Annotated in this window: 24 protein-coding genes, 1 pseudogene and 1 riboswitch; of the genes and pseudogenes, 11 read left to right on the top strand and 14 right to left on the bottom strand. The window is 42.4% G+C overall.

Annotation, left to right across the window (positions count from 1 at the left end; translation table 11 throughout):
* Positions 1-198, top strand: a pseudogene (locus FD12_RS14205) (hypothetical protein); the annotation flags it as partial.
* Between the two features lie 259 nt (positions 199-457).
* A riboswitch (TPP riboswitch) is annotated at positions 458-566 on the bottom strand.
* Between the two features lie 50 nt (positions 567-616).
* Here the strand turns inward: FD12_RS14205 and FD12_RS06515 are convergent.
* Complete coding sequence (locus FD12_RS06515) at positions 617-1,474, bottom strand: oxidoreductase (RefSeq protein ID WP_054747347.1); 858 nt, start codon at positions 1,472-1,474, stop codon at positions 617-619.
* A gap of 512 nt (positions 1,475-1,986) precedes the next feature.
* On the opposite strand from FD12_RS06515, the gene FD12_RS06510 reads away from it, so the two are divergent.
* Both FD12_RS06510 and FD12_RS06505 read left to right on the top strand, forming a co-directional pair.
* The gene (locus FD12_RS06510; protein ID WP_054747345.1) at positions 1,987-2,469 is read left to right on the top strand and encodes a GNAT family N-acetyltransferase; all 483 of its coding nucleotides are present in this window, start codon (positions 1,987-1,989) and stop codon (positions 2,467-2,469) included.
* A gap of 72 nt (positions 2,470-2,541) precedes the next feature.
* On the top strand, positions 2,542-3,387 hold the full coding sequence (locus FD12_RS06505) for an aldo/keto reductase (RefSeq protein ID WP_054747343.1): 846 nt from the start codon (positions 2,542-2,544) through the stop codon (positions 3,385-3,387).
* Positions 3,388-3,448: 61 nt separating this feature from the next.
* On the opposite strand, the gene FD12_RS06500 is transcribed toward FD12_RS06505, so the two are convergent.
* Positions 3,449-5,092, bottom strand: coding sequence for a DUF5776 domain-containing protein (locus FD12_RS06500; RefSeq protein ID WP_162258722.1), 1,644 nt, complete (start codon positions 5,090-5,092; stop codon positions 3,449-3,451).
* A 238-nt stretch (positions 5,093-5,330) separates the two neighbouring features.
* On the opposite strand from FD12_RS06500, the gene rlmD reads away from it, so the two are divergent.
* Together rlmD and FD12_RS06490 are read left to right on the top strand one after the other, a co-directional pair.
* Positions 5,331-6,716, top strand: a complete 1,386-nt coding sequence (gene rlmD, locus FD12_RS06495) for a 23S rRNA (uracil(1939)-C(5))-methyltransferase RlmD (RefSeq protein ID WP_056982263.1) — start codon at positions 5,331-5,333, stop codon at positions 6,714-6,716.
* Positions 6,717-6,737: 21 nt separating this feature from the next.
* Positions 6,738-7,166 (top strand): hypothetical protein, encoded by a 429-nt coding sequence (locus tag FD12_RS06490; protein WP_054747339.1) that lies wholly within the window; start codon positions 6,738-6,740, stop codon positions 7,164-7,166.
* Positions 7,167-7,300: 134 nt separating this feature from the next.
* Here the strand turns inward: FD12_RS06490 and glpK are convergent, their stop codons facing one another.
* Both glpK and FD12_RS06480 read right to left on the bottom strand, forming a co-directional pair.
* The gene (glpK, locus tag FD12_RS06485) at positions 7,301-8,827 is read right to left on the bottom strand and encodes a glycerol kinase GlpK (protein ID WP_056982262.1); all 1,527 of its coding nucleotides are present in this window, start codon (positions 8,825-8,827) and stop codon (positions 7,301-7,303) included.
* Between the two features lie 188 nt (positions 8,828-9,015).
* Complete coding sequence (locus FD12_RS06480) at positions 9,016-9,255, bottom strand: hypothetical protein (RefSeq protein ID WP_054747367.1); 240 nt, start codon at positions 9,253-9,255, stop codon at positions 9,016-9,018.
* A 343-nt stretch (positions 9,256-9,598) separates the two neighbouring features.
* Here FD12_RS06480 and FD12_RS06475 point away from each other — a divergent pair, with 343 nt between their 5' ends.
* On the top strand, positions 9,599-9,805 hold the full coding sequence (locus tag FD12_RS06475; RefSeq protein ID WP_054747337.1) for a hypothetical protein: 207 nt from the start codon (positions 9,599-9,601) through the stop codon (positions 9,803-9,805).
* A 292-nt stretch (positions 9,806-10,097) separates the two neighbouring features.
* Here FD12_RS06475 and FD12_RS06470 read toward each other — a convergent pair whose 3' ends face one another.
* Positions 10,098-10,724, bottom strand: coding sequence for a hypothetical protein (locus FD12_RS06470; RefSeq protein WP_056982261.1), 627 nt, complete (start codon positions 10,722-10,724; stop codon positions 10,098-10,100).
* A 134-nt stretch (positions 10,725-10,858) separates the two neighbouring features.
* Here FD12_RS06470 and FD12_RS06465 point away from each other — a divergent pair, with 134 nt between their 5' ends.
* Positions 10,859-11,515 carry a DUF6198 family protein gene (locus FD12_RS06465; protein ID WP_054747332.1) on the top strand — a complete coding sequence of 219 codons (657 nt, stop codon included), beginning with the start codon at positions 10,859-10,861 and terminating at the stop codon, positions 11,513-11,515.
* Here FD12_RS06465 and FD12_RS06460 read toward each other — a convergent pair.
* The gene (locus FD12_RS06460; protein WP_056982259.1) at positions 11,493-12,347 is read right to left on the bottom strand and encodes an alpha/beta hydrolase; all 855 of its coding nucleotides are present in this window, start codon (positions 12,345-12,347) and stop codon (positions 11,493-11,495) included. The genes FD12_RS06465 and FD12_RS06460 overlap by 23 nt on opposite strands.
* Positions 12,348-13,750: 1,403 nt before the next feature.
* On the opposite strand from FD12_RS06460, the gene FD12_RS06455 reads away from it, so the two are divergent.
* Positions 13,751-14,017 (top strand): type II toxin-antitoxin system RelE/ParE family toxin, encoded by a 267-nt coding sequence (locus FD12_RS06455; protein ID WP_054747328.1) that lies wholly within the window; start codon positions 13,751-13,753, stop codon positions 14,015-14,017.
* A 409-nt stretch (positions 14,018-14,426) separates the two neighbouring features.
* Here FD12_RS06455 and purB read toward each other — a convergent pair whose 3' ends face one another.
* On the bottom strand, positions 14,427-15,722 hold the full coding sequence (gene purB, locus FD12_RS06450) for an adenylosuccinate lyase (protein ID WP_054747325.1): 1,296 nt from the start codon (positions 15,720-15,722) through the stop codon (positions 14,427-14,429).
* A gap of 228 nt (positions 15,723-15,950) precedes the next feature.
* On the opposite strand from purB, the gene FD12_RS06445 reads away from it, so the two are divergent.
* Both FD12_RS06445 and FD12_RS06440 read left to right on the top strand, forming a co-directional pair.
* Positions 15,951-17,231: an adenylosuccinate synthase gene (locus tag FD12_RS06445; RefSeq protein WP_056982258.1), complete on the top strand. Its 1,281-nt coding sequence runs from the start codon at positions 15,951-15,953 to the stop codon at positions 17,229-17,231.
* A 189-nt stretch (positions 17,232-17,420) separates the two neighbouring features.
* Positions 17,421-18,392 carry a GMP reductase gene (locus FD12_RS06440; RefSeq protein ID WP_054747323.1) on the top strand — a complete coding sequence of 324 codons (972 nt, stop codon included), beginning with the start codon at positions 17,421-17,423 and terminating at the stop codon, positions 18,390-18,392.
* 62 nt (positions 18,393-18,454) lie between these two features.
* Here the strand turns inward: FD12_RS06440 and FD12_RS06435 are convergent, their stop codons facing one another.
* The 4 genes from FD12_RS06435 to FD12_RS06420 form a co-directional block, all read right to left on the bottom strand.
* Positions 18,455-20,899 (bottom strand): DUF5776 domain-containing protein, encoded by a 2,445-nt coding sequence (locus tag FD12_RS06435; RefSeq protein ID WP_054747321.1) that lies wholly within the window; start codon positions 20,897-20,899, stop codon positions 18,455-18,457.
* A gap of 407 nt (positions 20,900-21,306) precedes the next feature.
* Positions 21,307-21,900, bottom strand: coding sequence for an aggregation-promoting factor (apf, locus tag FD12_RS06430; RefSeq protein WP_054747319.1), 594 nt, complete (start codon positions 21,898-21,900; stop codon positions 21,307-21,309).
* Between the two features lie 233 nt (positions 21,901-22,133).
* Positions 22,134-23,534: a Na+/H+ antiporter NhaC gene (nhaC, locus tag FD12_RS06425; protein WP_056982257.1), complete on the bottom strand. Its 1,401-nt coding sequence runs from the start codon at positions 23,532-23,534 to the stop codon at positions 22,134-22,136.
* Positions 23,535-23,791: 257 nt separating this feature from the next.
* Positions 23,792-24,346, bottom strand: coding sequence for a GNAT family N-acetyltransferase (locus FD12_RS06420; protein ID WP_056982256.1), 555 nt, complete (start codon positions 24,344-24,346; stop codon positions 23,792-23,794).
* Between the two features lie 89 nt (positions 24,347-24,435).
* Between FD12_RS06420 and FD12_RS06415 the strand changes: the two genes are divergently transcribed.
* On the top strand, positions 24,436-24,825 hold the full coding sequence (locus FD12_RS06415; RefSeq protein ID WP_056982254.1) for a hypothetical protein: 390 nt from the start codon (positions 24,436-24,438) through the stop codon (positions 24,823-24,825).
* On the opposite strand, the gene trxA is transcribed toward FD12_RS06415, so the two are convergent.
* From trxA to FD12_RS06400, 3 genes are all read right to left on the bottom strand, one after another.
* On the bottom strand, positions 24,818-25,147 hold the full coding sequence (gene trxA / locus FD12_RS06410) for a thioredoxin (RefSeq protein WP_056982253.1): 330 nt from the start codon (positions 25,145-25,147) through the stop codon (positions 24,818-24,820). The two genes, FD12_RS06415 and trxA, sit on opposite strands and share 8 nt — an antisense overlap.
* The gene (locus tag FD12_RS06405; protein ID WP_056982276.1) at positions 25,125-25,883 is read right to left on the bottom strand and encodes a TerC family protein; all 759 of its coding nucleotides are present in this window, start codon (positions 25,881-25,883) and stop codon (positions 25,125-25,127) included. Before FD12_RS06405 ends, trxA begins: the two co-directional genes overlap by 23 nt.
* 81 nt (positions 25,884-25,964) lie before the next feature.
* Positions 25,965-26,582: a glycoside hydrolase family 73 protein gene (locus FD12_RS06400; RefSeq protein ID WP_054747314.1), complete on the bottom strand. Its 618-nt coding sequence runs from the start codon at positions 26,580-26,582 to the stop codon at positions 25,965-25,967.
* Between the last annotated feature and the right edge of the window lie 3 nt (positions 26,583-26,585).

Below are 26,585 nucleotides of genomic sequence, written 5' to 3'. Positions count from 1 at the left end.
ATTCCCGGTTCTGGAATTTTTCTCGGTGGTGCTTACATGCAGACTTCTGCTTTACGCAGCTGTCCTAAGATAAGTGAGTGGAGCCGGGCGCTTAGAAACTGGAACATAAGTCTCCTTCAGCGAAAATTCCCGCTTTTGGAATTTTTGCTGAAGGCGCTTATGTGGAAGTTTCTGCCCGGCGCAACTGTCCTAACATAAGTAAGTGCGGCACGATTGTCCTAAAAACGAGGAGCGCAGACATTGAAATTGCCTGGAGCTCCTCGTTGTGTTGGTATGATGTGAATATTTTTTCAGAATTTAAAAATATTACTTTCCACTGGGTGATTGGTGGTTTCGCCATTACCTTGTGGAAACGTGCTCAAAGCAACTGACGCTAACTGCCTAAGGAACTTCTGGTTAAAACCCAGAACCAGGATTTTAACCAGAAGTTCCTTAGGCAACCGCGCCAACCCGTCGCTTTTCGCACTCTACACCTTTCCTACGCAAGTCCTAACTCACAGGTTCCAAGGGTCCAAATCTCTCAGACTTATCTCAGCCGTTTTTCAGCGGCACCCCTAGTGTTGTACTGTTTAAGAATACTGTATTCCAAATTTTTAGTCAATGGCCTTTTCTTGGCTTACCTATTAAAGGCAGTTTGCTTGTTGACAATTCTTTGGGCGTATTTATACATCGCCAAATTCAAGGCATCTAAGCATCTATCCGGCAATACTTTTCTTGCCCACAGCATTGGGATTGCCCCCGTGCCACCTGCATATCTGGTCTTTGGTCGACGAGCTAGAGCGGCTCTATCAACCATTCTGGCAACGACTCTTGGTGTCGAGGCAAACTTATACGCTAACGCAAAGAAGTCGCCTGTCTGTCTTGCCATTGCCGCATAAGGGCCATCTCCAGACACTTCCATCAGCTTATCGATGGCAATACCCTTCCAGTTTGACTCAATCGCCCCCGGTTCAATGACCGCTACATCGATACCAAATGGTTTGAGTTCCATCCGCAATGAATCACTAATGCCTTCAATCGCAAATTTGGATCCCACATACCAGGCACCCATCAAGCTCGCCAGCTTGCCATCCATGGACGACATGTTAATAATTCGGCCGCTCCTCTGCTCGCGCATTGTGGGCAAGACCGCCTGAATCATTTTGACCATTCCAAAAACGTTCACCTTAAATTCGTATTCACCTTCAGAGAGGTCAACTTCTTCAACCGAACCAAACGTTCCTAATCCGGCATTGTTTACCAAAACGTCGATTCGACCGGCCTCTTCGGCAATTCGGCTCACAACTTCATCAATTTCGTCCTGATCGGCAACGTCAAGGTGCAGCGTGTGAATTCCCAAGTCATCCAGCTCGTTCATTTTATAGACTCGCCGAGCCAGGGCATACACATCCATCCCATTTCGGAACAAATTCTTAGCAATTTGCTTGCCAATTCCAGATGATGCACCAGTTACAATCGCTACTTTTTTGGTCATTTGTTATCCCTCCTAAAAATAAGTGAGCGGAGCTAGGCGTTTAGAGATTGGAACATAAGTCTCCACAGGCAGAAATTCCGGTTTATGGAATTTTTGCTTGTGGTGCTTATGTGGAAATTTCTGCCTAGCGCAGCTGTCCTAAGATAAGTGAGTGCAGCAAAGCGGTTAGCAACCGGAGCGTAAGTCTCCACCAGGAAGAATTCCGGTCCTTGGAATTTTTCCTGGTGGTGCTTACGTGCAGGTTGCTGCTTTGCGGAACTGTCCTAAGATAAGTGAGCAGAGTAAAGCGCTTAGAAGTCGGAGTGTAAGTCGCCACTGAGGGGAATTCCTGCTTCTGGAATTTTTCTTGGTGGTGCTTACACGCAGACTTCTGCTTTACGCAGCTGTCCTAATACGAACACAAAACTAGATTAACCCAATTATATCACGTAAAAGCGTTCACATGCCCTTTGCTTCACAATCAAATCGTGTTATTATCTAAAGCACAAATTTGGAATAAGAAGGCGACTTACTTGGTCACAATCAGACCCATCAAGCAGCAAGACGATGCCAGTTTGGCACGGATCATCAAACATTCATTGAAATCATTTGGCTTAAATATTCCTGGCACCGCTTACTTTGACCCGGAGCTCAATAACTTGAGTGCCTACTACGCTGCATCCCCAAACCGTCAATATTTTGTTGCTGTTAATGAGCATGGCAACGTCCTCGGCGGTAATGGCATCGCGGAATATGGCGATGAGCCTGGCATAGCAGAGTTGCAAAAACTTTATTTAGACAAAAAGGCTCAGGGCCAGCACCTTAGTTATCAATTATTGGATGCGGCGGTTGAGTTTGCCAAACAAACTGGTTATAAAAAGCTGTACCTTGAAACCCACCACGCATTAACTACCGCCATTCATCTTTATCAAGAATATGGCTTCAAAGAAATTGGCCATCCCCTTCAAACCGGTGAACATTCTTCCATGGACCGCTTTTTCATCATGAAACTCTGAGTGCGAATGGTTGTCGCAATTTAGTCATTCCATTAAAATGGAAATAGATTCACTTATAGGAGGGATCATTTAATGTCATTAACAGATACGTACACGTTATACAACGGCGTCAAAATTCCCCAAGTTGGCTTTGGAACTTGGCAATCGACTGGCGACGAGGCTTATCACTCCGTCTTAGCCGCACTAAACGCCGGTTATCGCCACATCGATACCGCTGCAGGTTATGGCAACGAGAAGCAAGTTGGTCAAGCCATTAAAGACAGTGGCGTCCCACGTGAAGACCTATTCGTTACTACAAAGCTATGGAATAATGATCATGGCTACGAAGCGACCAAAGAGGCCTTTGGCAAATCACTTGAAAATCTCGGTCTGGATTACGTCAATCTTTACCTGATTCACTGGCCGAACCCGATCAAGTTCCGGGATAATTGGCAAGAAACAAACGCTGAGACTTGGCGCGCCATGGAAGAATTTTATGATCACGGCACTGCTAAAGCCATCGGGGTTTCCAACTTCCGGCCAAAACACTTGGATGCGTTATTAGAAACGGCCAAGGTCAAGCCAATGGTTAACCAAATGTTCATCAATCCGTCAGATATGCAGCCGGCGGTGGTTGAATATAATGATAACCATGACATCTTAACTGAGGCATACAGCCCACTGGGAACCGGTGGCGTCTTCAAGATTCCTGAACTCGAACCAATTGCAAGAAAATATGGCAAGCAGCCTGCTCAAGTTGTCCTCCGTTGGTCGTTGCAGCATGGTTTCCTGCCACTGCCAAAATCCGTGCACGAAAAGTACATCAAAGAAAATGCCGATATTTTTGACTTTAACTTGTCAAATGCTGATATGAAGACCATTGATGGTTTCCATGGCAAATTTGGCCTGGCAACTGATCCGGATACCGCAACTTGGTAATTAAAAGTGCAAAATAAAGCTTCGAGGATTTTAATTCCCCGAAGTTTTATTTTGCCCTATTTTAGTAATTGCCTTGGATGACCAATTTCTTGTTGGCAGTTACATAATAACCATTACTTAATTGATAACGAGTGGTTAAATTATGTTTAACAATCTTCTTAACGCGAAGATGCTTGCCATTCTTGTAGGTCTTAGCTTTCCCAGTTAAGTTAGCATTCTTGTATGCATGAACGCCCTTCTTGGAAATAACCGTGATCTTCTTGTTCTTTGGCATCGTCTTGTAGTAAACGTTGACTACGTACTTGCGACTCGCAGTAATGTAACCAACTTTGTTTGCGGACTTCTTGCCGTGGTTAACATCACGAACTTTATATCTCAAAGTGCCACTGGCTGAACGGGCATAACCGGTTACCACAAACATTGGGCGGTTAACTCGCTTTGCCTTTGGATATTTAGCAATTCGCTGATTCTTCTTGAAGTTGGCATTCTTGTACATGTAAATGCCTTTGGTGGCATATACGGCAGAACCCTGAACAGCGGCATAGTTTGGTACGGCTGGTTGGTTTGTTGTGATTGAGCTAGTTGAATTCCACGCACTGTTATTTGAATTGGTGTTAGTGCTTGCATTATTCGCCTCACCGCCATTGTTAACTGGTGTTGGAGCCGGAGTTGGCTTGTTTGTCACAATGACATTGACAGTACCAATTCTCCCCAGATAACTATATTCAACCACATACTGTCCAGCTTTCGTGGTATCTAGCCGATTCAAATTAACGGTTAAACCATTTGCCAGTACCTGTTGGTAACTCTGTTTATTGCCGCTTGCATCGGTAGCCGAAATAAAAGCCATACTAGGATCAAATTTTTCACCTGTATGAATCTCCACAGTCTTTTGCAGATTTAAGCTTGCTTTAGTATACGGAATCCATGTTTCCACTTTCGTCGGATGATTGGGATTGTCTTTACTATAAAGAGCCATTAATTGTTGTGGTGTATAAACCTGCGTACTATCTGATGCAGATTGCCATTTGTCGGAACCATCTGGGGAAGCCAAATCAGCATCATAATATTTTTTTACACCAAGCATAATTGCTGGCCCTAAAATAAGTTTACTTATTTTGTTGTTCTTGATATCACTCCCACCGTAGTTAAGAGTAAGCATATTTGCCTCTTCCGTTTCAGCTGACATATCTATGTTCGAAAGATCCAACACTTTCAAGGAACTGTCTCCATGAAACATATAATTGAAGTTTGTCCCTTTAGATGTTTCCAAATTTGACATTCCAACTATTTGGGTAAGATTAGGCATGTTTCCTAAAAATGTATCTGGAGCACTGCCTTCCAAATTTAATGGGCCAGTAATAACTACTTGTTTAACAAGTTCCCCATAGTTGCCAGGACCATCAAATTCCGACCATGGCCAATTGGGCAACCGGCCACCATCGTACTTTGCCTCGGAATCATAGAACTTTGTTAATGTCCCTCCACCAATAGTGAGAAGCCCCGTTGACGTATTTAAATTCCATTTAACGTTATTTTCGAAAACACCGCTGGTAGGAAAACCAGGAAAATCGTTATCAGCTGTATTCTCATCAGATACTTGTAGTCCCTGAGCCTTGACATCGGAATTAAACAATGGGCTTTGAGAAATTCCACCAATCACAATGGCCCCTAATACTATTGACCTTACAATCCGACTACTCAATTGCAACATGCTCCCCTCAATAAACATTTTTCTGTATTATCTGTTTGTAATAAATTAATGATAACGCGATCATAGTATTGCTCTAAAATGATAATTGAATTAAAGCATTTAGTTAACATAGGTAATTTAATAATATCTTTACTTTTTCATAACAAATGATCTACTCAATACATCCCTCTCCGAATTCTCACCCCGATGTGCTATCATACTTAGTAACTACAAATATAAGGACGGTTCAATGTATAACAATAAATCTGAGGTTCACGTTACTGCTGGTGAACAATTTACAATTCAAATTAAACGACTCGGCATCAATGGCGAAGGGATCGGTTACTACGAACGCAAGTTGGTTTTCGTACCCGGCGCGCTGCCAACCGAAACCGTACTTGTCGAAGTCGTCGAAGACCTGAAGAATTTTATTCGAGGAGCTTTAGTCCATGTTTCGGTAAAAAGCAAGGATCGGGTGGCTCCGGTAGATGATTACGCCAATAAAGTCGGCGGTTTTGAGCTTGAAAATCTTGCTTACCCGGCTCAATTGGCCTTTAAACGCGATATTATTCGCGACTCTCTTGAAAAGTATCAACCAACCGGTTATCGTAAGTTTAAATTATTACCGACGATTGGAATGGACGACCCCACCGGCTACCGAAATAAAGCGACCTTCCAAATTCGCGAAGACCGTCACGGCAACGTGATTGCGGGCCTGTACAAGACCCGGAGCCATGAAGTTGTTGATTTAAAAACATCCGCATTGCAATACCCGTTGACCATGAAAGTCATGCGGGCAATCGTGACGATGATCCAAGACTTGAAAATTCCGGTTTATAATGAAGAAAAGAACGCCGGCATCATCAAAACCGTGGTTGTTAGAGCGGCCGTTGCCACCAATGAAGTGCAAGTCACCTTCATCACCCAAAGTAAGAAACTCCTCAAAAAGCATCAGTTGGTTGAACGAATCCACGCGGAATTGCCAGAGGTTGTTTCAATCATGCAAAACGTTAATCCTGGTAAAACGTCGATGGTCTGGGGTGATGAAACCATTCACGTTGACGGCAAGGAAACCATCACGGAGGTTTTGAACGACCTTAAGTTTGAGCTGTCTGCGCGTGCATTCTTGCAGGTCAACCCAACAATGACTTCAGTTCTCTACAAGGAAGCCTTCAAAGCCCTGGAACTGACTGGGAAAGAAAAATTAGTCGACGCTTATTCAGGTGTTGGGACAATTGGCTTATCAGTGGCCAACCAGGTTCGCGAAGTTCGCGGAATGGACACGATCAAAGACGCCGTGGATGATGCCAACACCAACTCAATTCGAAATGGGATCATGAATACCCTCTACGAAGTCGGCGAGGCTGAAAAACTGCTGCCACTGTGGATTGAAGATGGCTGGAAACCAACAGCCCTCATTGTGGATCCACCGCGTACCGGCCTGGCAGACACTTTGATTGATACAATTTTAGACATCGTTCCTAAAAAATTCGTGTATATTTCATGTAACCCGTCGACATTAGCAAGAGATCTAGTAAAATTAACCCAAAAGTATAACGTTGAATACATTCAGTCGGTTGATTTGATTCCACAAACTGCCAGATGTGAATGTGTGGTTAAATTCAAGAAAAAATAGATTAAGCAAGGGAGGAATACCATGCAAAATCCATTTGGTAATGGAAATAATGACAACAATGATGATCAAAATCAAAACTTGTTACCGATTCCGCCGAATTTTGCAACGGTCGTCAACAAAAAAAACGGTCAAATCCGAATTGCCAAGGTTGGCCTCTCATGGACGGCACTTTGGTTCAGCATCATGGTGCCGGTATTTCGATCTGATTGGTACAATTTCTTATGTATGACGGCCATTCAATTGATCGTTGCCATGGGCTTATCAATGGGAATGGGCGAAACGTTGCAGGTTGCTTGGACGCTCGGATCGTATGGGCTCGGAATCGTCTGGTTATTCATCTACAACATGATGTATTTTAAACACCTGTTCAATATTGGCTTTGTCCCAGCAGATCAGCGATCCAAGGAGCTGCTGAGTAATTACAACTATTGGAAAGAGCCGAAAGAATAGCGGACAGAGTGGCCTCAGCTTTGATGGCTGAGAAGCTCAAAATTGACCCAAAATAAAGAGGATGAAGCAAAATCAACTTTTGCTCATCCTCTTTTGTATGCCAGCTGTCATCAAGCTGACACTCATTGTTCACTTTATTCGTCGTCCTCATCATCGGAAGGCTTAAACGCTCTAGCTGCATTGACCGCTGCTTTCCAGCCACGATACAATCGCTTACGTTTAGCTTTGTCCATTTCGGGCTTAAAGGTCCGGCCTTCAACTGCAAGGCCTTTTACTTCATCGATATCTTTCCAATAACCAACAGCAAGCCCAGCAAGAATGGCGGCCCCAAATGCCGTCGTGTTTTCGTCAGCTGCCCGTTCAATTGGAATGTCCAGCATATCTGCCTGGAACTGCATCAAGTAGCGATTCCGTGACGCCCCACCATCTGCTCGCAGCGCTGGGATATACATGTCGGTATCCCGCTCCATTGTTCGAATGATGTCTTTAGTTCCATAGGCGATGGACTGCAGAGTAGCTTTGACAAAATCATCCTTTGTCGTGCCACGGGTGAGACCAAACACGGCACCACGAACTTCTTGTTCCCAGTATGGCGCCCCTAATCCGTTGAAGGCAGGCACGACATAGATTTCGTCGTCATCAGTTGACCGCATCGCAGCATCCCGCGTTTCAGCAACGTTATCAATCAAGTGCATCTGATCACTTAACCAAGTCAGCGCAGTCCCGGCGGAAAAGATGGATCCTTCAAGCGCATAGGTAACTTGACCGCCAATATTATAGGCAATCGTCGTTAGCAGGTTATCATCAGACAATTCCGGTTTGGAACCCGTGTTCATCATGATAAAGGCACCATCACCATACGTATTTTTAATCATCCCCGGCTCAAATGCGAGCTGGCCAATCAACGCAGCCGACTGGTCTCCGGCAATCCCGGCAATCGGAACTTCAATTCCGTAAAATTGATAGTTCTTAGTCGTGCCATACAGCTCACTCGACGTTTTAACGATCGGCAATATCTTACGGGGAATATTGAGCAATTTGAGAATATCGTCATCCCACCTGAGGGCATGGATATTAAACAGCATGGTTCGGCTGGCATTGGAAAAGTCCGTCACGTGATATTCACCGCCGGATAGCTTCCAGACAAGCCAGCTATCGACCGTTCCAAATAACAATTCACCCTTCTCGGCCCGCTCTTGGGCACCCTCAACGTGATCGAGGATCCAGCGAACTTTGGTAGCTGAGAAATAAGAATCGATGATCAGGCCAGTCTTCTTATGGATTAGGTTTGAATAGCCCTCATCCTTTAATTTGCGGGCTAAAGGGGCGGTCTGCTTAGACTGCCAGCCAATGGCGTTATAAATTGGCTCGCCAGTTTCTTTATCCCAAATAATGGTTGATTCACGCTGATTAACGATCCCAATTCCTGAGATATCTTCAGGATGAATCCCGGCGTCGATAAACGCAGAAGAAATGGTGCTCAAAACTGAGGTCCAAATTTCATTTGGATCGGTCTCAATCCAACCTGGATGGGGAATCAATTGTTTGACTGGCTTAAAAGCCTCAATTACTTTTCTACCATTATGGTCAAAAATCATTGCTCGAGTGCTCGTGGTTCCTTGATCAATGGATAATATATATTTTGGACGATCTGTTAACATTAAATTCACTCCAATCGATGAAAATCCTTATTCAATTATACAAAACTATTTTCATTTATTGCAATTATTATAACTTCAGTAATTCATTTTCATAACAAAAAAGCACATTATGAACTATACCATAATGTGCCGCTTAATTCAATTTGCTGTTCAAGCAATGATTGTGAAGGTTATTTCAACTAGACCAATTATCGTTTGACTTGAACGTGAATGTCGTCGCCGTTATCATTCAATTCTTCATCATAGCTAAAATCAGCGTCTGTAAAGTAATGCTTGATCTCTTTGTTAACATTTTCAAGTGGTCGGTGATCGCCGTCTTGGCGGTTAATCACGATCTCGTATTCCTTTTTATCGTCGTCGGTGTTTACAAAATTGTAAATAACATCAACGGTATTTAAAATTTCTTGAATCAATTGGCGTTCAGTCATTTCAATACCCCTTTCAATGTTGTGTGCGGTGTGCCCGATCTTTTTGGCTTTGAGGTGTTTCTTGGTGGACTTCTTGGCTAAATTGAGTAGGACTGCTCCGTAAAGCAGGAACTTGCACATAAGCACCTTATTCAAAAATCCCCAAAACCGGGATTTCTGAATAAGGAGACTTATGATCCAGTTTCTAACCGTTTTGCTCCGCACACTTTACCTTATACATATACTTTAGCGCTAATTTGCAAAAAGTGTTACCAAAATATTTTCATATCTTGGAGAAACCTTAAAAAATGTTTACATTTCGCGCTTTAATGCACTATACTTAAGTTTATCATAAGAGGTGATCATGATGACTATTGCAGCCAAAGAAATTTCAAATGAATTGATGAGTGCCTACAAAGATGGCAAGCTTGTATCAATTCAAATTCCCGATGAAACCATTACCGGCGGAGTTGCCGCCGTAAATGATGACCAAGCATTCATAAAGCGTCCAGCCAAGGGCGTCATGGTCATCAAACTCGATGATATTCGAAAAGTGACGGTGTTGAACTAGATTCGATTGGATGAGCCATTATTATTTGGAACCAGCTGGAGAATTTCTTTGGCTGGTTTTTGTTTTGCGGGATATCTATCAGATAACGTGCTCGGACGCAATTGACACTAATTTCCAAAAGGTTCCTGATTTAAATCCCAAAACCAGGATTTTTGGTCCGCCATTACATGGATTAGTAGTGCTCCGAAAAACTGGTGCTAAACATATAAGGGCTCCTGAATCAAAATCCAAAACCAGGATTTTAATTCAGGAGCCCTTATATGACCGCACCAAAGCGTTTTTCTCCGCACGCTTACTTGTTTTTCTCATACAATATCTGTTCAAACTTCTCCCTCAAACTCTCAGTTAGCATAATAATATTCTTTGGGACTCTGTTGACACTTAAATCAAAGCAGAACCTCAACGGGACTCCCATGTTATAATCTTCTTCGTAGGCTTTCACTCGCTTTGGGTCGATTTCTCTCGTGTAACCCATCAAGTATTTCATCCCCACTCGCTTGTGGGGATCCCACTTTGATACATTCTTATGACCATCCAGCAGATCACCGACGTCAATTGCCTCCAGAGCTCTCACTAAGGTACTCGTATTACTGATTTTATGCTGGGCACCTAAGAAGACAATGTAGCGCTTCAGCACCGGGATGACCGACGTGAAGAAAACATTGGTTGCCGCAATTTTTTGGGGAAATAATTCTGAGACTACTTCTGTAACAGACTTTGCAGTATACCGCCTCGGACTCCGTAGTTGATATTTATAAGCCAAACCGACGAATGCCTGAGTAATATAAAAGGCAGCTGCTTTTTCTGGCTTATTTAATTTTTGAAATGAGCGGGTCGTCCGAAAGCGATTAAACCATAGACGATTATTTTCAACGTGTTTCTCAAATTCGACTTCCGAATAAGCTGTTCGTTGTTGCACAAGACCGCCCCCTCTAACTAAGATATTAACACGCTTGACGATTTTTAAGAATGAATTTGACCTTGAGCATTTTCAAAGTCAATGAAATATTATACAATAAAGTTCATTGTTCATTTAAGGAGAACAGATACATAATGGCTAAATTACAGGACTTCCACCAACGCTTCTATTATCTCTGCCTATCAATAATTATAAACGCCGCCGGCAACGCCCTAGCCATCTCGAGTAACCTCGGGAGTGCAGTCTGGACCGGATCTGCAGTGAATTTATCCAAATGGGTTAACATCCCACTTGGTAATACTTTATTCATCTACGGAATCATTGTAACCCTTGCCAATCAATTGCTCATTGGCTCATTTGACCGTCGACGGTTCGTTTCAAACCTGCTATTTACATTACCGTTCAGTTATTTAGTCCAGTTCGCCCAATTTATTTTTGATTCAATCGGCGTTCCCAGCTTGGACTTCTGGGCCCGAATCATTCTAGACATCATTGGCTTATTTGGGGTCGCCGTGGCCGTTTCAATGTATTCGCGAGCGAACCTCATCATGCATCCAAACGACGACTTGGCGTACATCATCCGCTTCAAGTTTATCCACGGCAGCGCCATTTTGTCACAATGGCTCAGCTATATTCCACCAGTCATTATCATCACAATTTCCTATTTCTCAACTGGCAAAATTTACGCCATCGGCTTTGGAACCGCGTTTGCCTTGATTTTTCAAGGGGCAATGATGAAGTGGTCGGATACCCACGCCTTTCCAAAGCTCAAGCATCACGTTGATCTCTAATGAAGGAACTAATTTGTTTTTTCGTTTTCTTCGTTTCAGGAAGGTTCTCCCATAGTACATAGTCGTGAAAGCCGTCCCGAAAGTTCATCACAGTGACTTTTATATTTGTCGTTGCTCCTAAAGCAGCGGCAAATTTTTTATCGCTCGGAACCAACAATTCATTGTCGCCGTAAAAGATTTGCAGGGAACCAGTCAATGACTCACTCGGTAAATAAGGGTCAGCCCAATGCAGATCCCCGATGCCTGATTTGAACTCTGTCGCAATTTGTTTGAGGACGTCGAAATCCAGCATGACATCTTCAGTTGCCCTGTCAGCAAATTCCGAATCATTCAAATCCAAATCCAGCCATGGGGAGATCAGGACGGTCCCAGCAATCTGATCGGCGTGTTGAAACAGCAGTTGAACGGCGATTGCAGCGCCGGCCGAATCAGCAATCAAAAATACGGGCACCCCGTTGGCAGCCACCTTCTGCAAAGCTGTGGCTGCAAATTTCAAAATATCTGCCGCAGAATGCGTTGGCAATAAAGGAAAATCCGCAATCTGCAGTCGACTACCCGACAATTCTGCAATCGAGCGAATCATTGTCAACTGGTCTTCATTCATTGGCACTCGAAATGCGCCGCCATGGAAATATAAAAGTTGACTAGCCAAATCTGGGACTACATCAAGAGTCACCAACTGACCGTGGGCAAATTGATCAATGATGGCTCCAGCTGGCGGTTTGTTAAACAAATTATACTTCTGATTTGGATGTAAGAAACTGTGGGCAATATTCTTTTTATAATTTTGCACTCGAAATTGTTTCATTAACCGTCTTGCCGCAAAACTCATGGAATCCCCTCCCTCCTTTCGTTCTTTTACCCCTCACTGTACTACAACCGACAAAAAGATGGCTATTTTTTGCGTTTTTTGTCAAAGTTCACACTTTCTTCACAATTTGTTCAATCTTTGACCATATTCTTCGATTATAGTTATATTTGAAATGTGAGTTTACTAATAACTCACGTTAGCAATAGATTAAATCCCCCTTTAATTTATTACTTTTGTATTCATATTCTTCCCCTAGAATATAGGTATCTTGAGATAAGGCATCCCCGTGCCTTATCTTTTTTCTTCCTTAAATTCAAAAGTTCACACTTTCTTCACAATTTATTCAATCTTTAGCAACAATCTCCAGATATACTGAAAGTACAAATTATGAAGCGAGCAAATTGCTTCATATCGGTAGCAAATTGAATCCCCCTTTAGTTTGTTACTGTAGTATTCATATTCTTCCCCTAGAATATAGGTATTTTGAGATAAGGCATCCCCGTGTCTTATCCTTTTTTCTTCAAGAACTGATTTTGTCTCTCCCCCAATAGACAAAAGTAAAAAGAACAACATATTCAGCGAACTGCGACAAAATGACTTTTATTTGCCACAGTTCTTTTTTCTTCTAAAATACATATCGTGACACAGCAAGTTTTTCCACTTCCTTTTTGTGAGTTCACAAAAAAATCATATTTTCTCCATTTTTTAGTAATATTTGTCCTGTATATTAAAAGTATGGAAAGAGATAAACAATGTTTATTTCTTCTCACCCCCCAATAATGAGTGATAAATTAATCACCCCATTAATTTGTTGCTTTTCATATTCATATTCCCCTCAGAATATTGATACTAAAGATAAGGCCTCCCCCGCCTTATCTTTTTTGTTGTGTGCAAAAGTAAGTGTGCGGAGCCAAGCGGGAGTAACCGGAGCATAAGTTGCTCCAAGTAGAAATCCTGGTCTTGGGGATTTTTGCTTGGAGTGCTTATGCGCAGGTTATTGCTTGGCGAGGCAGTCCTATAATCTGTATATCCGCCTAAAAACTCCAATCCCGGGTTTGAGGGTTTATAAGGAAGGTGCTTATGCGCAAGTTCCTGTTTTGCGAAGCACTATTTTGCTATGTAGAACACGAAGTCTATCTTTTGGCTTCATGAACACCATTCCGCTTAGAGTGCTTATGTGTAGCTTTCTGCTTTGCGGAACAGTCCTAATCTATATATCAACAGGAATTTTGAAACCGTCCAGCCCCAATCACGTCTCCCCACTGCCAAAATTGATTGCCAATCCATAATCATAAGGGATAAAATAACATGAGGGACTTCCGTAATAGTCAACCAGTCAATGACTCACCTATCTCGAAGGGTTGGCCATCGCAAAATAAGGTTCAATTTCACCATCATCAAATCATTTTTGAGAAGGAAAAGCAATGAAATACAAGCCCAAATATCAGTCACGTTTCAAAAAACATTACCAGAATATGATCCGTGCGAATCGCTATTCAAAGGCTGATTTTAGTAAAATCGAGCAACAGCTCCTCAACGGTCAGCCGGTCGACGAAAAATATGACGACCACGTCATCAAAAGCCGCAAGCCTCAGCGGGCCCTCTTCATTAAAGGAAGCTGGCTGCTTATCTATGAAATTACTGGCGATACGGTTCGCTTTTTGGATACTGGAAGACATGGCGAAATTTAGATAGACATTAATAAACAACCACACAAACATTTAAAAAAAGTTCCACAAGCCAACAATTGCTTAAAGTATGGCTTGTGGAACTTATATTTTTTATTTTGATTGGGAAGAAACTGGACTGGGTCTGAGGACAGCTCCTCCAAGCAGGGCTCTACTCACTTGTTTTAGGACAGCTGCGTAAAGCAGAAACTTCCACCTAAGCACCTTCTGCAAAAATCCCAAAACCGGGGATTTCCACAAAAGGCGACTTAGGCTCCAGTTTCTAAACCGCTTTACTCCGGTCACTTAGTAGGACAGCTCCTCCAAGCAGAAGTCTACATGTAAGCACCTTTGAGAAAAATTCCCAAACCCGGAATTTCTCTCAAAGGAGACTTACACTCCGACTTCTAACCGCCTGGATCCGCTCACTTGACTATTCCAATCCCACTCGGGCAAATATCTCATCCACATGACGAATGTGATAATGATAATCAAAGGCGTCAGCAATTTGGTCTTCGCTCAAGGCGTCAGTAATTTTTTTATCGGCTTCGACCAAGTCACGGAATTGAACACCTTCATCCCATGATTTTTTGGTCAGTGGTTGAACTAAATCATATGCCTGTTCTCGGGTCATGCCTGAATCAATCAATTTTAACATGACGCGTTGGCTATAGATCAAGCCATACGTTAAGCCCATGTTTTTCTTCATTCGTTCTGGGAAGACGGTCAATCGTTCCAAAATTCGGGAGAAGCGATGGAGCATGTAGTCTAATAAGATCAATGTATCTGGAATGATGATTCGTTCTGCGGAAGAATGCGAAATATCCCGCTCATGCCACAATGGGACATCTTCATAGGCGGTAATCATATGACCACGAACCACCCTTGCCAACCCGCAGATATTCTCTGAGCCAATTGGGTTCTTCTTATGAGGCATTGCGGAAGAGCCCTTTTGACCAGCATCAAAATGCTCTTCAACTTCATGAATTTCAGAACGTTGTAGACCACGGATTTCAGTCGCAAACTCTTCCAAGCTGGTGGCAATTAATGCCAGGGTTGAAATGTAATCGGCATGCAAATCCCGTGGCAGGATCTGGCTGGTAATTTCTTGGGCATGCAATCCGAGCGAATCACATACATACTGTTCAACAAACGGTGGCACGTTGGCAAAAGTTCCAACGGCCCCAGAAATTTGGCCAGCTTCCAATTCTTTTGATGCAATCGCAAATCGGCGCTTATTCCGATTCATTTCTGAATACCAACGGGCTAATTTCAGTCCAAAAGTTGTTGGCTCAGCTTGAACACCATGGGTCCGGCCAATCATAACCGTATCCTTATACTTCTTCGCTTGCTTAGCGATTACATCGATAAAATGATCAATATCTTCCTTAATAATCTTGTTGGCTTGCTTAATCCGAACGCCATAAGCTGTGTCCACAACATCTGTGCTGGTGACACCATAATGGACCCATTTCTTTTCCGGACCAAGTGACTTTGAAACATCCCGAGTAAAGGCAACAATATCGTGATGGGTGACCGCCTCAATTTCAGCGATGCCATCGACATCAAACTTCGCATTCTTTTTAATCTTTTCAACGTCTTCAGCGGGGATCTTACCTAGCTTAGCCCAAGCCTCATCAATCGCAATTTCTACTTTAAGCCATGAGTCATATTGATTATGCAGGGACCAAATTTTGCTCATTTCTGGTAAAGAATATCTATCTATCATGTCGTTTCCTTTCCACTAAATATTAACATCATAATGATAGCATATAGTTCATGTTTTGACCATATTATAGAAGGAATCTTCACATTATGTTCGTATCCGGATTTAAAGTCGAACTTTAACCGTTTTAACTCCTAAAATTATTAACGTTTTTGTTGATTAATGACTGTCATGTTGGTAGAATTAAAAATGCTGGGTACAGACCTGGCAATAAAATATAGAGGTGTTCATATGTCATCTATTGTGATTGTTGGAAGTCAATGGGGCGACGAAGGAAAGGGTAAAATCACCGATTTCTTCGGCCAAAGTGCAGATATTATCGCTCGCTATCAAGGCGGCGATAATGCCGGCCACACCATTGTATTTAACGGCCATAGTTACCACTTGCAACTGATCCCGTCAGGCATTTTTGACCAGGAAAAGTACAGCGTCATTGGTAACGGCGTGGTGGTTAATCCCAAATCTTTGATCAACGAAATGGACAATTTGAAGAAAGATGGTATCAGTACTGAGAACCTCCGGATTTCCAACCGGGCACAGGTGATCATGCCCTACCATATTCTATTCGACGGCCTGCAGGAACAAAAGAAAGATTCCAAGATTGGAACAACCAATAAGGGAATCGGCCCAGCCTACATGGATAAATACGAACGAATCGGAATTCGAATTGCTGATTTAATTGACAAAAAATCATTTGAAGAAAAACTTCGCAGCAATCTCAAGATCAAAAATGAATTGCTAGAAAAAATCTATGATACTAAGCCGTTGGACTTCGATACGATCTTTAATGAATACAATGAATACGCCGATCGGATTCGCCCATACGTCATTGATGCTTCCTATGTAATTAACAACGCATTAGATGATGATAAAAACGTGCTGTTTGAAGGTGCTCAGGGTGTCATGTTAGATGTCGACCACGGCACTTATCCATTTGTCACTTCTTCGAACCCAAGTGCAGGTGGCGCAGCTGTCGGAACTGGCATTGGTCCTAACCGGATCAAAAATGTCATCGGCGTCTGCAAAGCTTACACCTCCCGAGTTGGCGAAGGTCCCTTCCCAACTGAACTAAAGGACGCAACTGGCGACCACATCCGAGAAGTCGGCCACGAATACGGCGTTGTGACGAAACGGCCACGTCGAATCGGCTGGTTTGACAGTGTGGTTCTCAGACATTCTGCCAGAGTCAGTGGTTATACCCATTTAGCTCTGAACTGTTTAGATATTTTGACTGGCATTAAAACTTTAAAAATCTGTGTTGCTTATGAATTAAACGGTCAAAAGATTGATCATTATCCCGCTACTTTACGGGAACTCGACAATTGCAAACCCGTTTATGAAGAACTCCCTGGCTGGGACGAAGACATCACCAAGTGTCACATATTTGATGAATTACCAGCCAATGCTCAGAATTATTTGAACCATGTCCAAAAAGCAGTCGGTGTTCCTTACGCAACTTTCTCGGTCGGCCCTGACAGAGAGCAGACGAATGTTGTGGAAAAAGTGTGGTAGTGTGCGTAGCAAAGCGGTTAGTAATCGGAGTGTAAGTCTCCTTCTCCGGAAATCCCCGGTTCTGGGATTTTTGGAGAAGGTGCTTACGCGCAGATTACTGCTTTGCGGAGCCCCATTAATCTATGTAACTCAGTGCTTATACGCAGACCCCTGCTTTGTAGAGCTGTCCTAAAACCTCGGAGGTAAATCATGGAAGTATTTGATTACGAAGACATTCAACTTATCCCTAACAAGAATATCATTAAGAGCAGAAGTGAGGCTGACACATCAGTTAAGTTTGGCCCTAAGACATTCAAGATCCCCGTTGTTCCTGCAAATATGGAGACCGTTATTAATGACGACCTTGCAATCTGGTTGGCTCAAAACGACTACTTCTACGTGATGCATCGTTTCCAACCTGAAAAACGTGAACCATTTATTAAGAAAATGCATTCACTGAAACTTTACGCCTCAATTAGCGTTGGTATTAAGCCTGCGGAATATGAATTTATCGATCAGCTGGTTGCTGACAACCAAAAGCCTGAGTACATCACGATTGATGTTGCCCACGGCCACTCTGATTACGTCATTCAGATGATTCATTATATTAAGGAACAACTTCCAGATAGTTTCTTGATTGCCGGAAATCTTGGCACACCAGAAGCTGTTCGGGAAATTGAAAACGCGGGAGCTGACGCCACCAAGATTGGTATCGGCCCTGGTAAAGCATGTATCACTAAGCTTAAGACCGGTTTCGGTACTGGCGGCTGGCAATTAGCCGCCCTGCGTTTGTGCTCAAAGGCCGCACGAAAGCCAATGATCGCTGATGGTGGTATTCGTTACAATGGCGATATCGCCAAATCAATCCGTTTCGGGGCTTCAATGGTAATGATCGGCTCACTTTTGGCTGGTCACGAAGAAACACCAGGTAACCTCATCAGTATTGATGGCAAGAAGTACAAGCAATACTGGGGTTCAGCTTCTGAACGCCAAAAAGGTGCTTATCGTAACGTTGAAGGCCGGCAAATGCTGGTCCCATACCGTGGACACATTGCCGACACCTTGAACGAAATGCAACAAGATTTGCAGTCATCCATTTCATACGCTGGTGGCCGCAAGTTGAATGACATTACCAAGGTTGATTATGTTATTCTCAAGAATTCAATTTTTAATGGTGATTAACTCAATATGTATTAAAAAAGTCTCGGTGACCGTATGGTTGTCGAGACTTTTTTGATGAATAATTATTTAACTGGTTTTACATATTTGGCATTGGCGGTAATGTAACCACTGGCTATTTTATATCTCAATACGTTGTTCGTCGAATAATCCCATTTTTGAATCGCAAACATGTGGTTTCTCTTCACCCAAGAATTTTTATGTTGAAAGTTGATATCTTTATATACATGAATTTGTCGTTTCGTCATAATTTTCTTTGGCATTTTTGGATCATTAATTGACGTCCACTGCTTGTTACCGGAAACATAATGACCATTTGTCAACTCAAACCGCGTCGTTAATCCAGAATGAACGATCTTCTTTACTTTTAATACGGTCCCCTGTTTAACGTGGACAACCCGATTCTTTCGATAAAATTTAGCAGTCTTATACTCATACGTCCCTTTTGGATTAATAACGTAAAGATTGACATGCCGACTTTGCCAATATAGTGGAGCAGCATAAGAATCCTTAGCTGTAATAAAACTACCATCCTTCAAAACATACCTGAGTTTTCCGTTAGCGGATTTTTGAGTATTTACGACATGGAAAATTGGTGCATAGATTCTTACTCGTTGTCGATATCTCTTAATTCTTTGGCTCTTTGTAAAATTGGCAGTTCGGTATCTATACAGTGTTTTCTTCCCATACACATCAAAATGATTATTTGAACTTACGACTGCTGCTCCAGACTCGGAATTCTCAGCTGGAGTTGTGGGAGTTGCTGCCGGTTGCGAACTCGAATCTGATTTGGGAGTGTTTTCTGAGGATACAGGCTGCGTATCCGTTCCACCGCTATTATTTGGCGTCGGATTGTTCTTAGCAAGAACTGTTACCTTAGCAGTCTGACTGGTATTTAGTGAGGGGATTGCATACGTCACTTCATACACACCGGGTTTAGAGGTATCAATCTTTGGTATTTCTGTAACAGTCAACCCACCTTCTTTAATTAATTCATCAAACTTCGTTTTATCGAAAACATCAGTCGTTGGATTTCCGCTAACATCTGTCCCGGTCATTGTGAATGAAGTAAATGAATCTTCGGGCGTATACTTGTCCCCCACCTTCAAGGTCAGATCTTTTAACTGCCATGTATATGGATTAGGCTTAACAATTACAGTTTGCTTAGCGTCCTGACCTTCAAATGAGTAAGTGACATTATAAGTTCCTGGTTTTGATGTATCAACTGTTGGCGTTACTTTTACGTCTTTACCAGTTAGCCAATGGCCATTATCATCAATGGAATGGTAAAGTGTATAGTCTCCATACAAATACTTTTCCGGATCAAATCTTTCACCATAGTTCAGCGTCACTTCAGTTGGGGTTACAATTAAAATGCCTTTGAATGGTTTGTGTGCAATTACATAAGTTTCCGATTGGCTTGGAATCGATGAAGATGACACTCCGTATAACGTTGCCAAATCTAAAGATTGTCTGTCTTCTGGATTAAATACGTTCCCATTCCCGACTCGCTCATATTGAAGCGGCGTAACGCCATCATCTGGGGTAGTAGTCTTTAATTGAGGTTGCTCAAGTCCGTCAACACGATAACCATGATCATCTGCCAACTGAATATCACCTCCCGATCCAGCATTCACATGAATAAATGTTTCGGAAGAATTAAATCGATTATTCGGGCCAAGTTTAACAACATCGGGATAATTGTTGGCATTGTCCCATAAAGTATGGCCAAACAAATCTTTTGTAGTAGAATCCGCGGGATCTGTGACACCTGCCATATTCCAGTTAGAAATATCAATATAATATTGATCCGTTGCTAACATATCGGAAAAGTTTTTAACATGTGAAACGTCAATTTGAGCAAGCATATCATTCAACGTTTTCGCCATTTTAAGCAAATTGGCGTCCGATGCTATATAGTTAGTATTAGGCTCCCAATTTGAAAACATTCCCTCCATACTTGTTACATGGCTATAGTCTAATTTATCTAAGCCAACAACAGTTGCATGGGTTTGATAAAACATCCAGGCCATGTCTGTGACATTACTTGTATCCAAGTTTGACAGGTCAATGGTGTCTACATTTAAGTTAGCAAAAAGTCCATCAAGCGATTGATCAAGAGTGACCCCCTTACCAAACACCACTTCTTTTAAAGAATCATTCCCTGCCTGGCTAAACTCATTATTATTGATTTGAGAAATTGAATGCTTGTCAAACTGACTATCCTCACCGCCAGCGGGTATCCCAAGATGACCGCTCAAAATTGTTAAGACGCCATCATTGATACTCCATTTGAAGTGGTAAGTTGGTACTTCTGAATCGATATATTCACCAGAATTCGGCTCAGTATCACCAGATAAGTCTGTTGAAGACAAGCTCTTCAGTGAACTTAAGTTATTTGGAACCTGAATGTTGTTTGTATTCGCAGACGATCTAACCGACGTACTAATAAAAATACCAGTTAGTGCAACTGAACAAGCCAGAACAACCTTTCTATTTTTCAAAAACATTAAATCTAAAACTCCCCTCATAATGCAAAAAGGAACCGCAACATTGTTGAAATCCCCCCACATAAAATATGTACTCACTTATATTAGCATTCCCAATAGCTATTTTCCATGTTATTTATTATCCATTTAATAACAAACTGCCGATATTCATCTACTCTGTAAGAACCATTTATGGATTGCTTCACACTGTTGACCCGCTTTCTTCATTTAACAAAATAACGTTTTCCCCTTATCCCTTGTATAACCGAACAGTGATCTAGCCCTTTCTCCACTACCTAGCAAAAACGTACTATTCAAGCCAACTTTCTCCGCTTAATAAAATAACGGTTAACAACGCAAGAAACGCGTTGTCAACCGTTATTCCATTAATGCTCAAAAGCTAACCGGCTTGAAGAGCACTCTATTTTTTAGTACCAGCCATTTGCTTGCCAGAATGATTGAGCTGCTGACCATGAACCGTAACGACTTGCTACGTATTGGTTAGCGACCTTTTCCTGGTTTGCTGCTGAATAGTCACCATGAAGGTATGAAGCTGATAATTGGTACTTACCTACATATTGACCGTTACGTGCTGAATATGAACCGCCTGATTCTTTGTTGGCAATCCAAGCTTTAGCACTGCCGCCTGTTGAAGCAGCTGATGAGTAATTTGAAGTATTGTTGTTACTTGCATAATTACTTGATGCTTGAGTAGTTGTTGATGTTTGTGGTTGGCTGTATGAAGTTTGTGCCTGAGTGGTTGAAGCAGCTTGGTTCGTAGTGGATGTTGTTGCGGCTGCTGAATCATTTGCACCTGGAATAGTCAACTGTTGACCAACTGTAATAACATTTGCATCCGAAAGGCTGTTGGCGTTTTCGATTGCATCGACGGAGGTATTGTATTGTTGTGAAATACCCCAAACTGTATCGCCGGACTTAACTGTAACTATTGTGGATGCTGAAGCATAAGCGGAACCTGCGAAGAATAAACCAATAGCTGCGGCTGAAGTTGCGAGAATCATAGATAGTACTTTTTTCAAAATTACACACTCCTATATCTGTGTTCTGTGTCTAGATTTTTTGTCGACCTCATCGATCAACAATACATAGTGTATAGTTACGGTGTTACTATGCAATATCGACAGTGTTAAGAAAAAAGGCCCGTGTGTAATTAATGTAATGGTTAGGTAACGTTTGTCAAAGAACCCAATATAGCGGGCTTTTCCAAAGCGTTTTCAATGCGATTGGGTCAACTTTATGCAGCTTTTTCGGTTTTATTCAAATGTTTCAAACCAATACCTGTGAAGCCACTCAGAATCGAAAATACTGGCGACGCAAGGCTAAAAATCGCAAATGGCAGGTAATGAATCGTTGAAACGCCCAAAGTATTGGCTGCAAAAACGGCCGCAACTCCCCATGGCACCAGATAATTAATTACCGTTCCGCCATCTTCAAGCGCCCGACTCAGCGCAACGGGAGCAAGGCCAGCTTTGGTGAAGGTTGATTTAAACGCATTTCCGGGCAAAATTACTGACAAGTACTGCTCGCCGACAAACAAATTAACCCCAATTCCGCTTAAAATAACCGCTAAAATGAGTGAGCCATTTGAACTCAATCGCTTTGATAATGGCTGCATCACTGCATCAATGACGCCAAACTGCATCAACAGACCACCCAAGGCCAACGCCGAAATAATCAAGGCAATTGTCGCCATCATGCTCATGATGCCGCCCCGTGTCAGTAAGCTGTCCACGCTTTTGTTACCGGTATGGGAAACAAACCCATTGGTTAAAATATCAACGATCGATTGGATCTTAGTACCGGGCTTATCCACGTAAATCATCCCAACCGCCACGACAATGTTCATAAACAGTGTCGGGATTGCCGGAATTTTTCCCCAGGCACATAAAAACATCAATAGTATAGGAAGAAACGCCCAAGCCGTGATATTAAAATTGGTGCTTAAGACATTAACGGTGTGATTAATCACGCGTTCGTCCAATTGCGCATTTGAACGCCCAATAATGAAGAAAACAATTAGCGAGGTCAGAAGTGCGGGGATTGTTGACCACATCAAATTACGAATATGGCTAAAAAGATCAGCCCCAACAACTGCCGATGCCAAATTGGTTGAATCAGACAATGGTGAGGTCTTATCGCCAAAGATTGCCCCAGAAATAACTGCCCCAGCGATCATCGCCGGATTGATGCCGAGCGTCAGCCCCATTCCAAGAAAGGCAATCCCAATCGTCGATACAACGGTAAACGCACTTCCAATCGCCGTTCCCACAATTGTACAGACTAGGAATACCGAGGGTAAAAACCATTCGGCACTAATCATATGGAAGCCAAACACCATCAGTGACGGGATCACCCCCGCAGCGATCCACGAACTGATTAAGGCGCCGATTAAAATAAAAATAAACATCGGAATAATTCCGGTTGTAATCCCATTGATAATCCCTTGATTGACAGAATCCCACGAAAATCCCCGGGCTTTTGCCCAAACAATGAGTAATAAGATCACAAATAAAATGGGGATTTCTGGTGAAATTTGAAACTTAATCACACTAATTCCCATGATAATGAGCATGACCAACAGGACGATAATGCCTTCAATCAATCCAATTCTGTTGGTTTGGTGTTTTGTCTGCATTTTTAGTTCTCCTCAATTCATTTTTTAAGCACAAAAAAATCCCCATCACACATAACATGTGACAGGGACGCGCGACCGTTGTACCACCCAAATTCAAGCCCAAAAAGGCTCCTCACTAGATGATATCGGTTCTAGTTATTATCCGGAATTCAACTTCACGTAGTTCATAATGATACCCTGATCGATTCGCAGCACCCACCGACTTCCTGACACCCAGATATCCTTACTACTAATTAATATGAAATCATGATTCAAAATTAAGCTTCAGTATTACGAACGCCAAAGAACTCTTCAGGGTAATAAACCTTGCCACCCTTGTTAAAGAGGCTCCCGTCAAATAATGGTTTGATCATATTGGCGTTGAGGTCAACTGATAATGATGAATAGATGTCAAAATTATCAGCTGGCACATAATTATTCTTGAAGAAAAAGTCAGAATTATCAATTGCACTCACAGCAGGATAGCCCGCTAACTGTGCTCTGGTTTCAAGCTCAGTCACCATTGCTTGGCCAATTCCTTGATCTTGATAATCGCTGCCAACGCTGATTTCAACGATCGAAACGATATCAAATGAATGCCATGGTGAGCTCACCTGAATTGGAATCATCAATGCGTGACCAATCACCTGATGATCTTGATCCTTGGCAACGACTTCGAAGTTATCCCGATACTCAGAGTATGATCGCAAACGGTCAACCATGTCCACCTCGTCACCATCAGTGTTCGGCATGTCATTCTTGTAACTATCCGCAATAATCCCACGAACAGCCACATAATCATCTGGCCTAATTGTTTCTACTGAAAATTTCAAAATTTCATCTCACTATCTATCTTTTTATGGTTATTGTTATAATTGTAGCTGAACGATGTTCCAAATTCCAATTAGAAAGTTGGCAAATCATGTCCACTAAATTCAAATTAACGCTTATTAGCATTCTAACATATTGTATCTTTGTATTCTTGGCAATTTTTCTCGGCTTCTTATCGCCAGCCAAAATTGGCATCACGTGGACCGTCTTTTGGTATATCGCAGCAGCTGGCATCGTATACTATCTCTGGTTCAAAAATTTGGTGTTCCAAAAAGTGATCTATTATGCCCGCCAGTTAAAGTTAACCCAAACCGATTTGGCAAAAATGCTGCCGAACTTAAAGGAGAGCCAAGTCGTTCCGGATCCCAATAAAACCAACCTCATTGCCCCATTGTTCAACTTCCCGCTGCAGGGTCTCGATATTTTGAATACCAAATTATCCAAACAGGCCACAGAACAAGGCATCAAGCCCTTTAAATAACGTCAACTTCTTGGAGCTTCTTGTCAAAATATTTGGCAAGCTTCTCTTTAGGGTAAACCCCCGTGACTTTTTCAGCAGCCTTGCCATTTTTAAAGATGACCAAGCTGGGAACACTCATCACGTGATATTTTTCGGCGATGGCTTGATTGCCGTCCACGTTCATTTTTGCAAACTTAATTCTGTCGCCATACGTCTTTTCAAGGTCAGCCAGGATTGGATCCAGAATTTTACATGGACCGCACCAGGGTGCCCAAAAATCGATGACGGTGAGCTTATTGGCAACTTGGGTTTCTAAATTTTCAGGAGTTATCTGAACGCTCATGTTGGTTTTGCCGTCCTTTCCGTACATAGTGAATAATAAGGGTAATGATGACCGCCCCAATGACGATCAGGCCAAATACAGATGCTGGAATTTCGATATCAATTAATGGAATTGAGAGAAACAATTTCAAGGCAATAATGCCAATCAAAATATAGGCCATTGGCTGTAATTCCGGAATAATTACCATGAGTTTCATGATGACCTCCGCAACTCCCCGCATTGCCAAAATACCAATCATCCCACCAATCAACACAATAACCGGGTTAGGCGAAATGGCCAATGATGCCAGCACTGAATCGATGGAGAACACCACGTCCATGAATTCAATCTGGAGAACAACTGACCAGAATAATGACAAGCCGGATTTAGATTTGCCGGCCAGCTTGTGGGTCCTGACAACTCGCGTCTTTCGGAAGAAAGTGTAGACAAGATAAAAAAGGTACAGGGAGCCAATGACTTTGATTTCCCAAAAATGGATCATATACGTTCCGACCCCGATGATTAGGAAACGAAAGAGGTAAGCCCCCCATAACCCGTAAAACAATGACTTTTCTCGTTGAACTTTCGTTGGAAGCGCTTGCGTCTGCGCAGCAAGGACGACGGCATTATCGACTGATAGCAAACATTCGATTGTGACCAGTGACAAAATAATTAACCAATCGTCGCCGCTTGTGATCACGGTCGACCAATTATGTGTATCAAAAAACGGGCCGTACAGATTCGAAACCCAATCCAACAATTTAGCATCCCTCCGAAGTATGTGTCTGTGTGGTTACTGGTTCCTTGCAGTGAATTTATCGATTGTTTTCGCTTAACCTCACTCATTTATCGCTTTCAGATCATATTTGTACAGCTGATATTTTACAATAATATGATTCAATTTGTTAGCGTAATGTGGATCGGTTGCATAACCATTTTGTTGTAACAAATTCGTTGACGTGCGATAGCTCATGATATTTTTATGCTTAATGAACTTTTTAGCAACCAAACGATTGTGGTCCATCAACGCTGCGCTTAAAGTCGGATATTTTCTGAATTGAGCCAACACTTTGATCGACTTACCATGTTCAACTTCTCTCGTATAGAACGTCACCGATCGGCCATTGTAAGTGCCTTTCACCCCAAATGGGTTGTTGGCCGTCTTATACAACAGCGACGTGCCAAACTGCGATTCCAGAATTGCCTGCGAGATCACCACGCTGGGTAAAATTTGCCGGTTTCTTCTATACAATGCCATCGCTGGTGTGCCGATCTGGTCAATGAAGCTTTCCTTTTGCTGCTTGGAGAAATGTTGAGTCGGCTTTTTTGTCAAAGTTGGAATATTCCGGGTTGGCTGGCTTTGCTGAGACAAGTTGTTTCTAACCACCAATCCGCCCACGATGACTAAGACCGTAGCGAGTATTATTAAAATAACGTGCCAGCTCTTTTTCTGCAACTC

The sequence above is a fragment of the Lentilactobacillus rapi DSM 19907 = JCM 15042 genome (assembly GCF_001436255.1).
GTDB lineage: Bacteria > Bacillota > Bacilli > Lactobacillales > Lactobacillaceae > Lentilactobacillus > Lentilactobacillus rapi.
Note: the sequence above shows the minus strand (reverse complement) of the source record. Positions and strands in the feature narration are given on the sequence as shown.

What these genes read in the sequence shown, in the direction of transcription:
- FD12_RS06475 (WP_054747337.1), top strand. Translation starts at nt 9,599, where the DNA reads ATGATGACTATTGCAGCCAAAGAAATTTCAAATGAATTGATGAGTGCC.
- FD12_RS06415 (WP_056982254.1), top strand. Translation starts at nt 24,436, where the DNA reads ATGTCCACTAAATTCAAATTAACGCTTATTAGCATTCTAACATATTGT.
- rlmD (WP_056982263.1), top strand. Translation starts at nt 5,331, where the DNA reads ATGTATAACAATAAATCTGAGGTTCACGTTACTGCTGGTGAACAATTT.
- FD12_RS06460 (WP_056982259.1), bottom strand. Translation starts at nt 12,347, where the DNA reads ATGAGTTTTGCGGCAAGACGGTTAATGAAACAATTTCGAGTGCAAAAT.
- FD12_RS06490 (WP_054747339.1), top strand. Translation starts at nt 6,738, where the DNA reads ATGCAAAATCCATTTGGTAATGGAAATAATGACAACAATGATGATCAA.
- apf (WP_054747319.1), bottom strand. Translation starts at nt 21,900, where the DNA reads ATGATTCTCGCAACTTCAGCCGCAGCTATTGGTTTATTCTTCGCAGGT.
- FD12_RS06445 (WP_056982258.1), top strand. Translation starts at nt 15,951, where the DNA reads ATGTCATCTATTGTGATTGTTGGAAGTCAATGGGGCGACGAAGGAAAG.
- purB (WP_054747325.1), bottom strand. Translation starts at nt 15,722, where the DNA reads ATGATAGATAGATATTCTTTACCAGAAATGAGCAAAATTTGGTCCCTG.
- FD12_RS06505 (WP_054747343.1), top strand. Translation starts at nt 2,542, where the DNA reads ATGTCATTAACAGATACGTACACGTTATACAACGGCGTCAAAATTCCC.
- FD12_RS06435 (WP_054747321.1), bottom strand. Translation starts at nt 20,899, where the DNA reads ATGTTTTTGAAAAATAGAAAGGTTGTTCTGGCTTGTTCAGTTGCACTA.
- FD12_RS06455 (WP_054747328.1), top strand. Translation starts at nt 13,751, where the DNA reads ATGAAATACAAGCCCAAATATCAGTCACGTTTCAAAAAACATTACCAG.
- FD12_RS06515 (WP_054747347.1), bottom strand. Translation starts at nt 1,474, where the DNA reads ATGACCAAAAAAGTAGCGATTGTAACTGGTGCATCATCTGGAATTGGC.
- FD12_RS06440 (WP_054747323.1), top strand. Translation starts at nt 17,421, where the DNA reads ATGGAAGTATTTGATTACGAAGACATTCAACTTATCCCTAACAAGAAT.
- FD12_RS06480 (WP_054747367.1), bottom strand. Translation starts at nt 9,255, where the DNA reads ATGACTGAACGCCAATTGATTCAAGAAATTTTAAATACCGTTGATGTT.
- nhaC (WP_056982257.1), bottom strand. Translation starts at nt 23,534, where the DNA reads ATGCAGACAAAACACCAAACCAACAGAATTGGATTGATTGAAGGCATT.
- FD12_RS06465 (WP_054747332.1), top strand. Translation starts at nt 10,859, where the DNA reads ATGGCTAAATTACAGGACTTCCACCAACGCTTCTATTATCTCTGCCTA.
- trxA (WP_056982253.1), bottom strand. Translation starts at nt 25,147, where the DNA reads ATGAGCGTTCAGATAACTCCTGAAAATTTAGAAACCCAAGTTGCCAAT.
- glpK (WP_056982262.1), bottom strand. Translation starts at nt 8,827, where the DNA reads ATGTTAACAGATCGTCCAAAATATATATTATCCATTGATCAAGGAACC.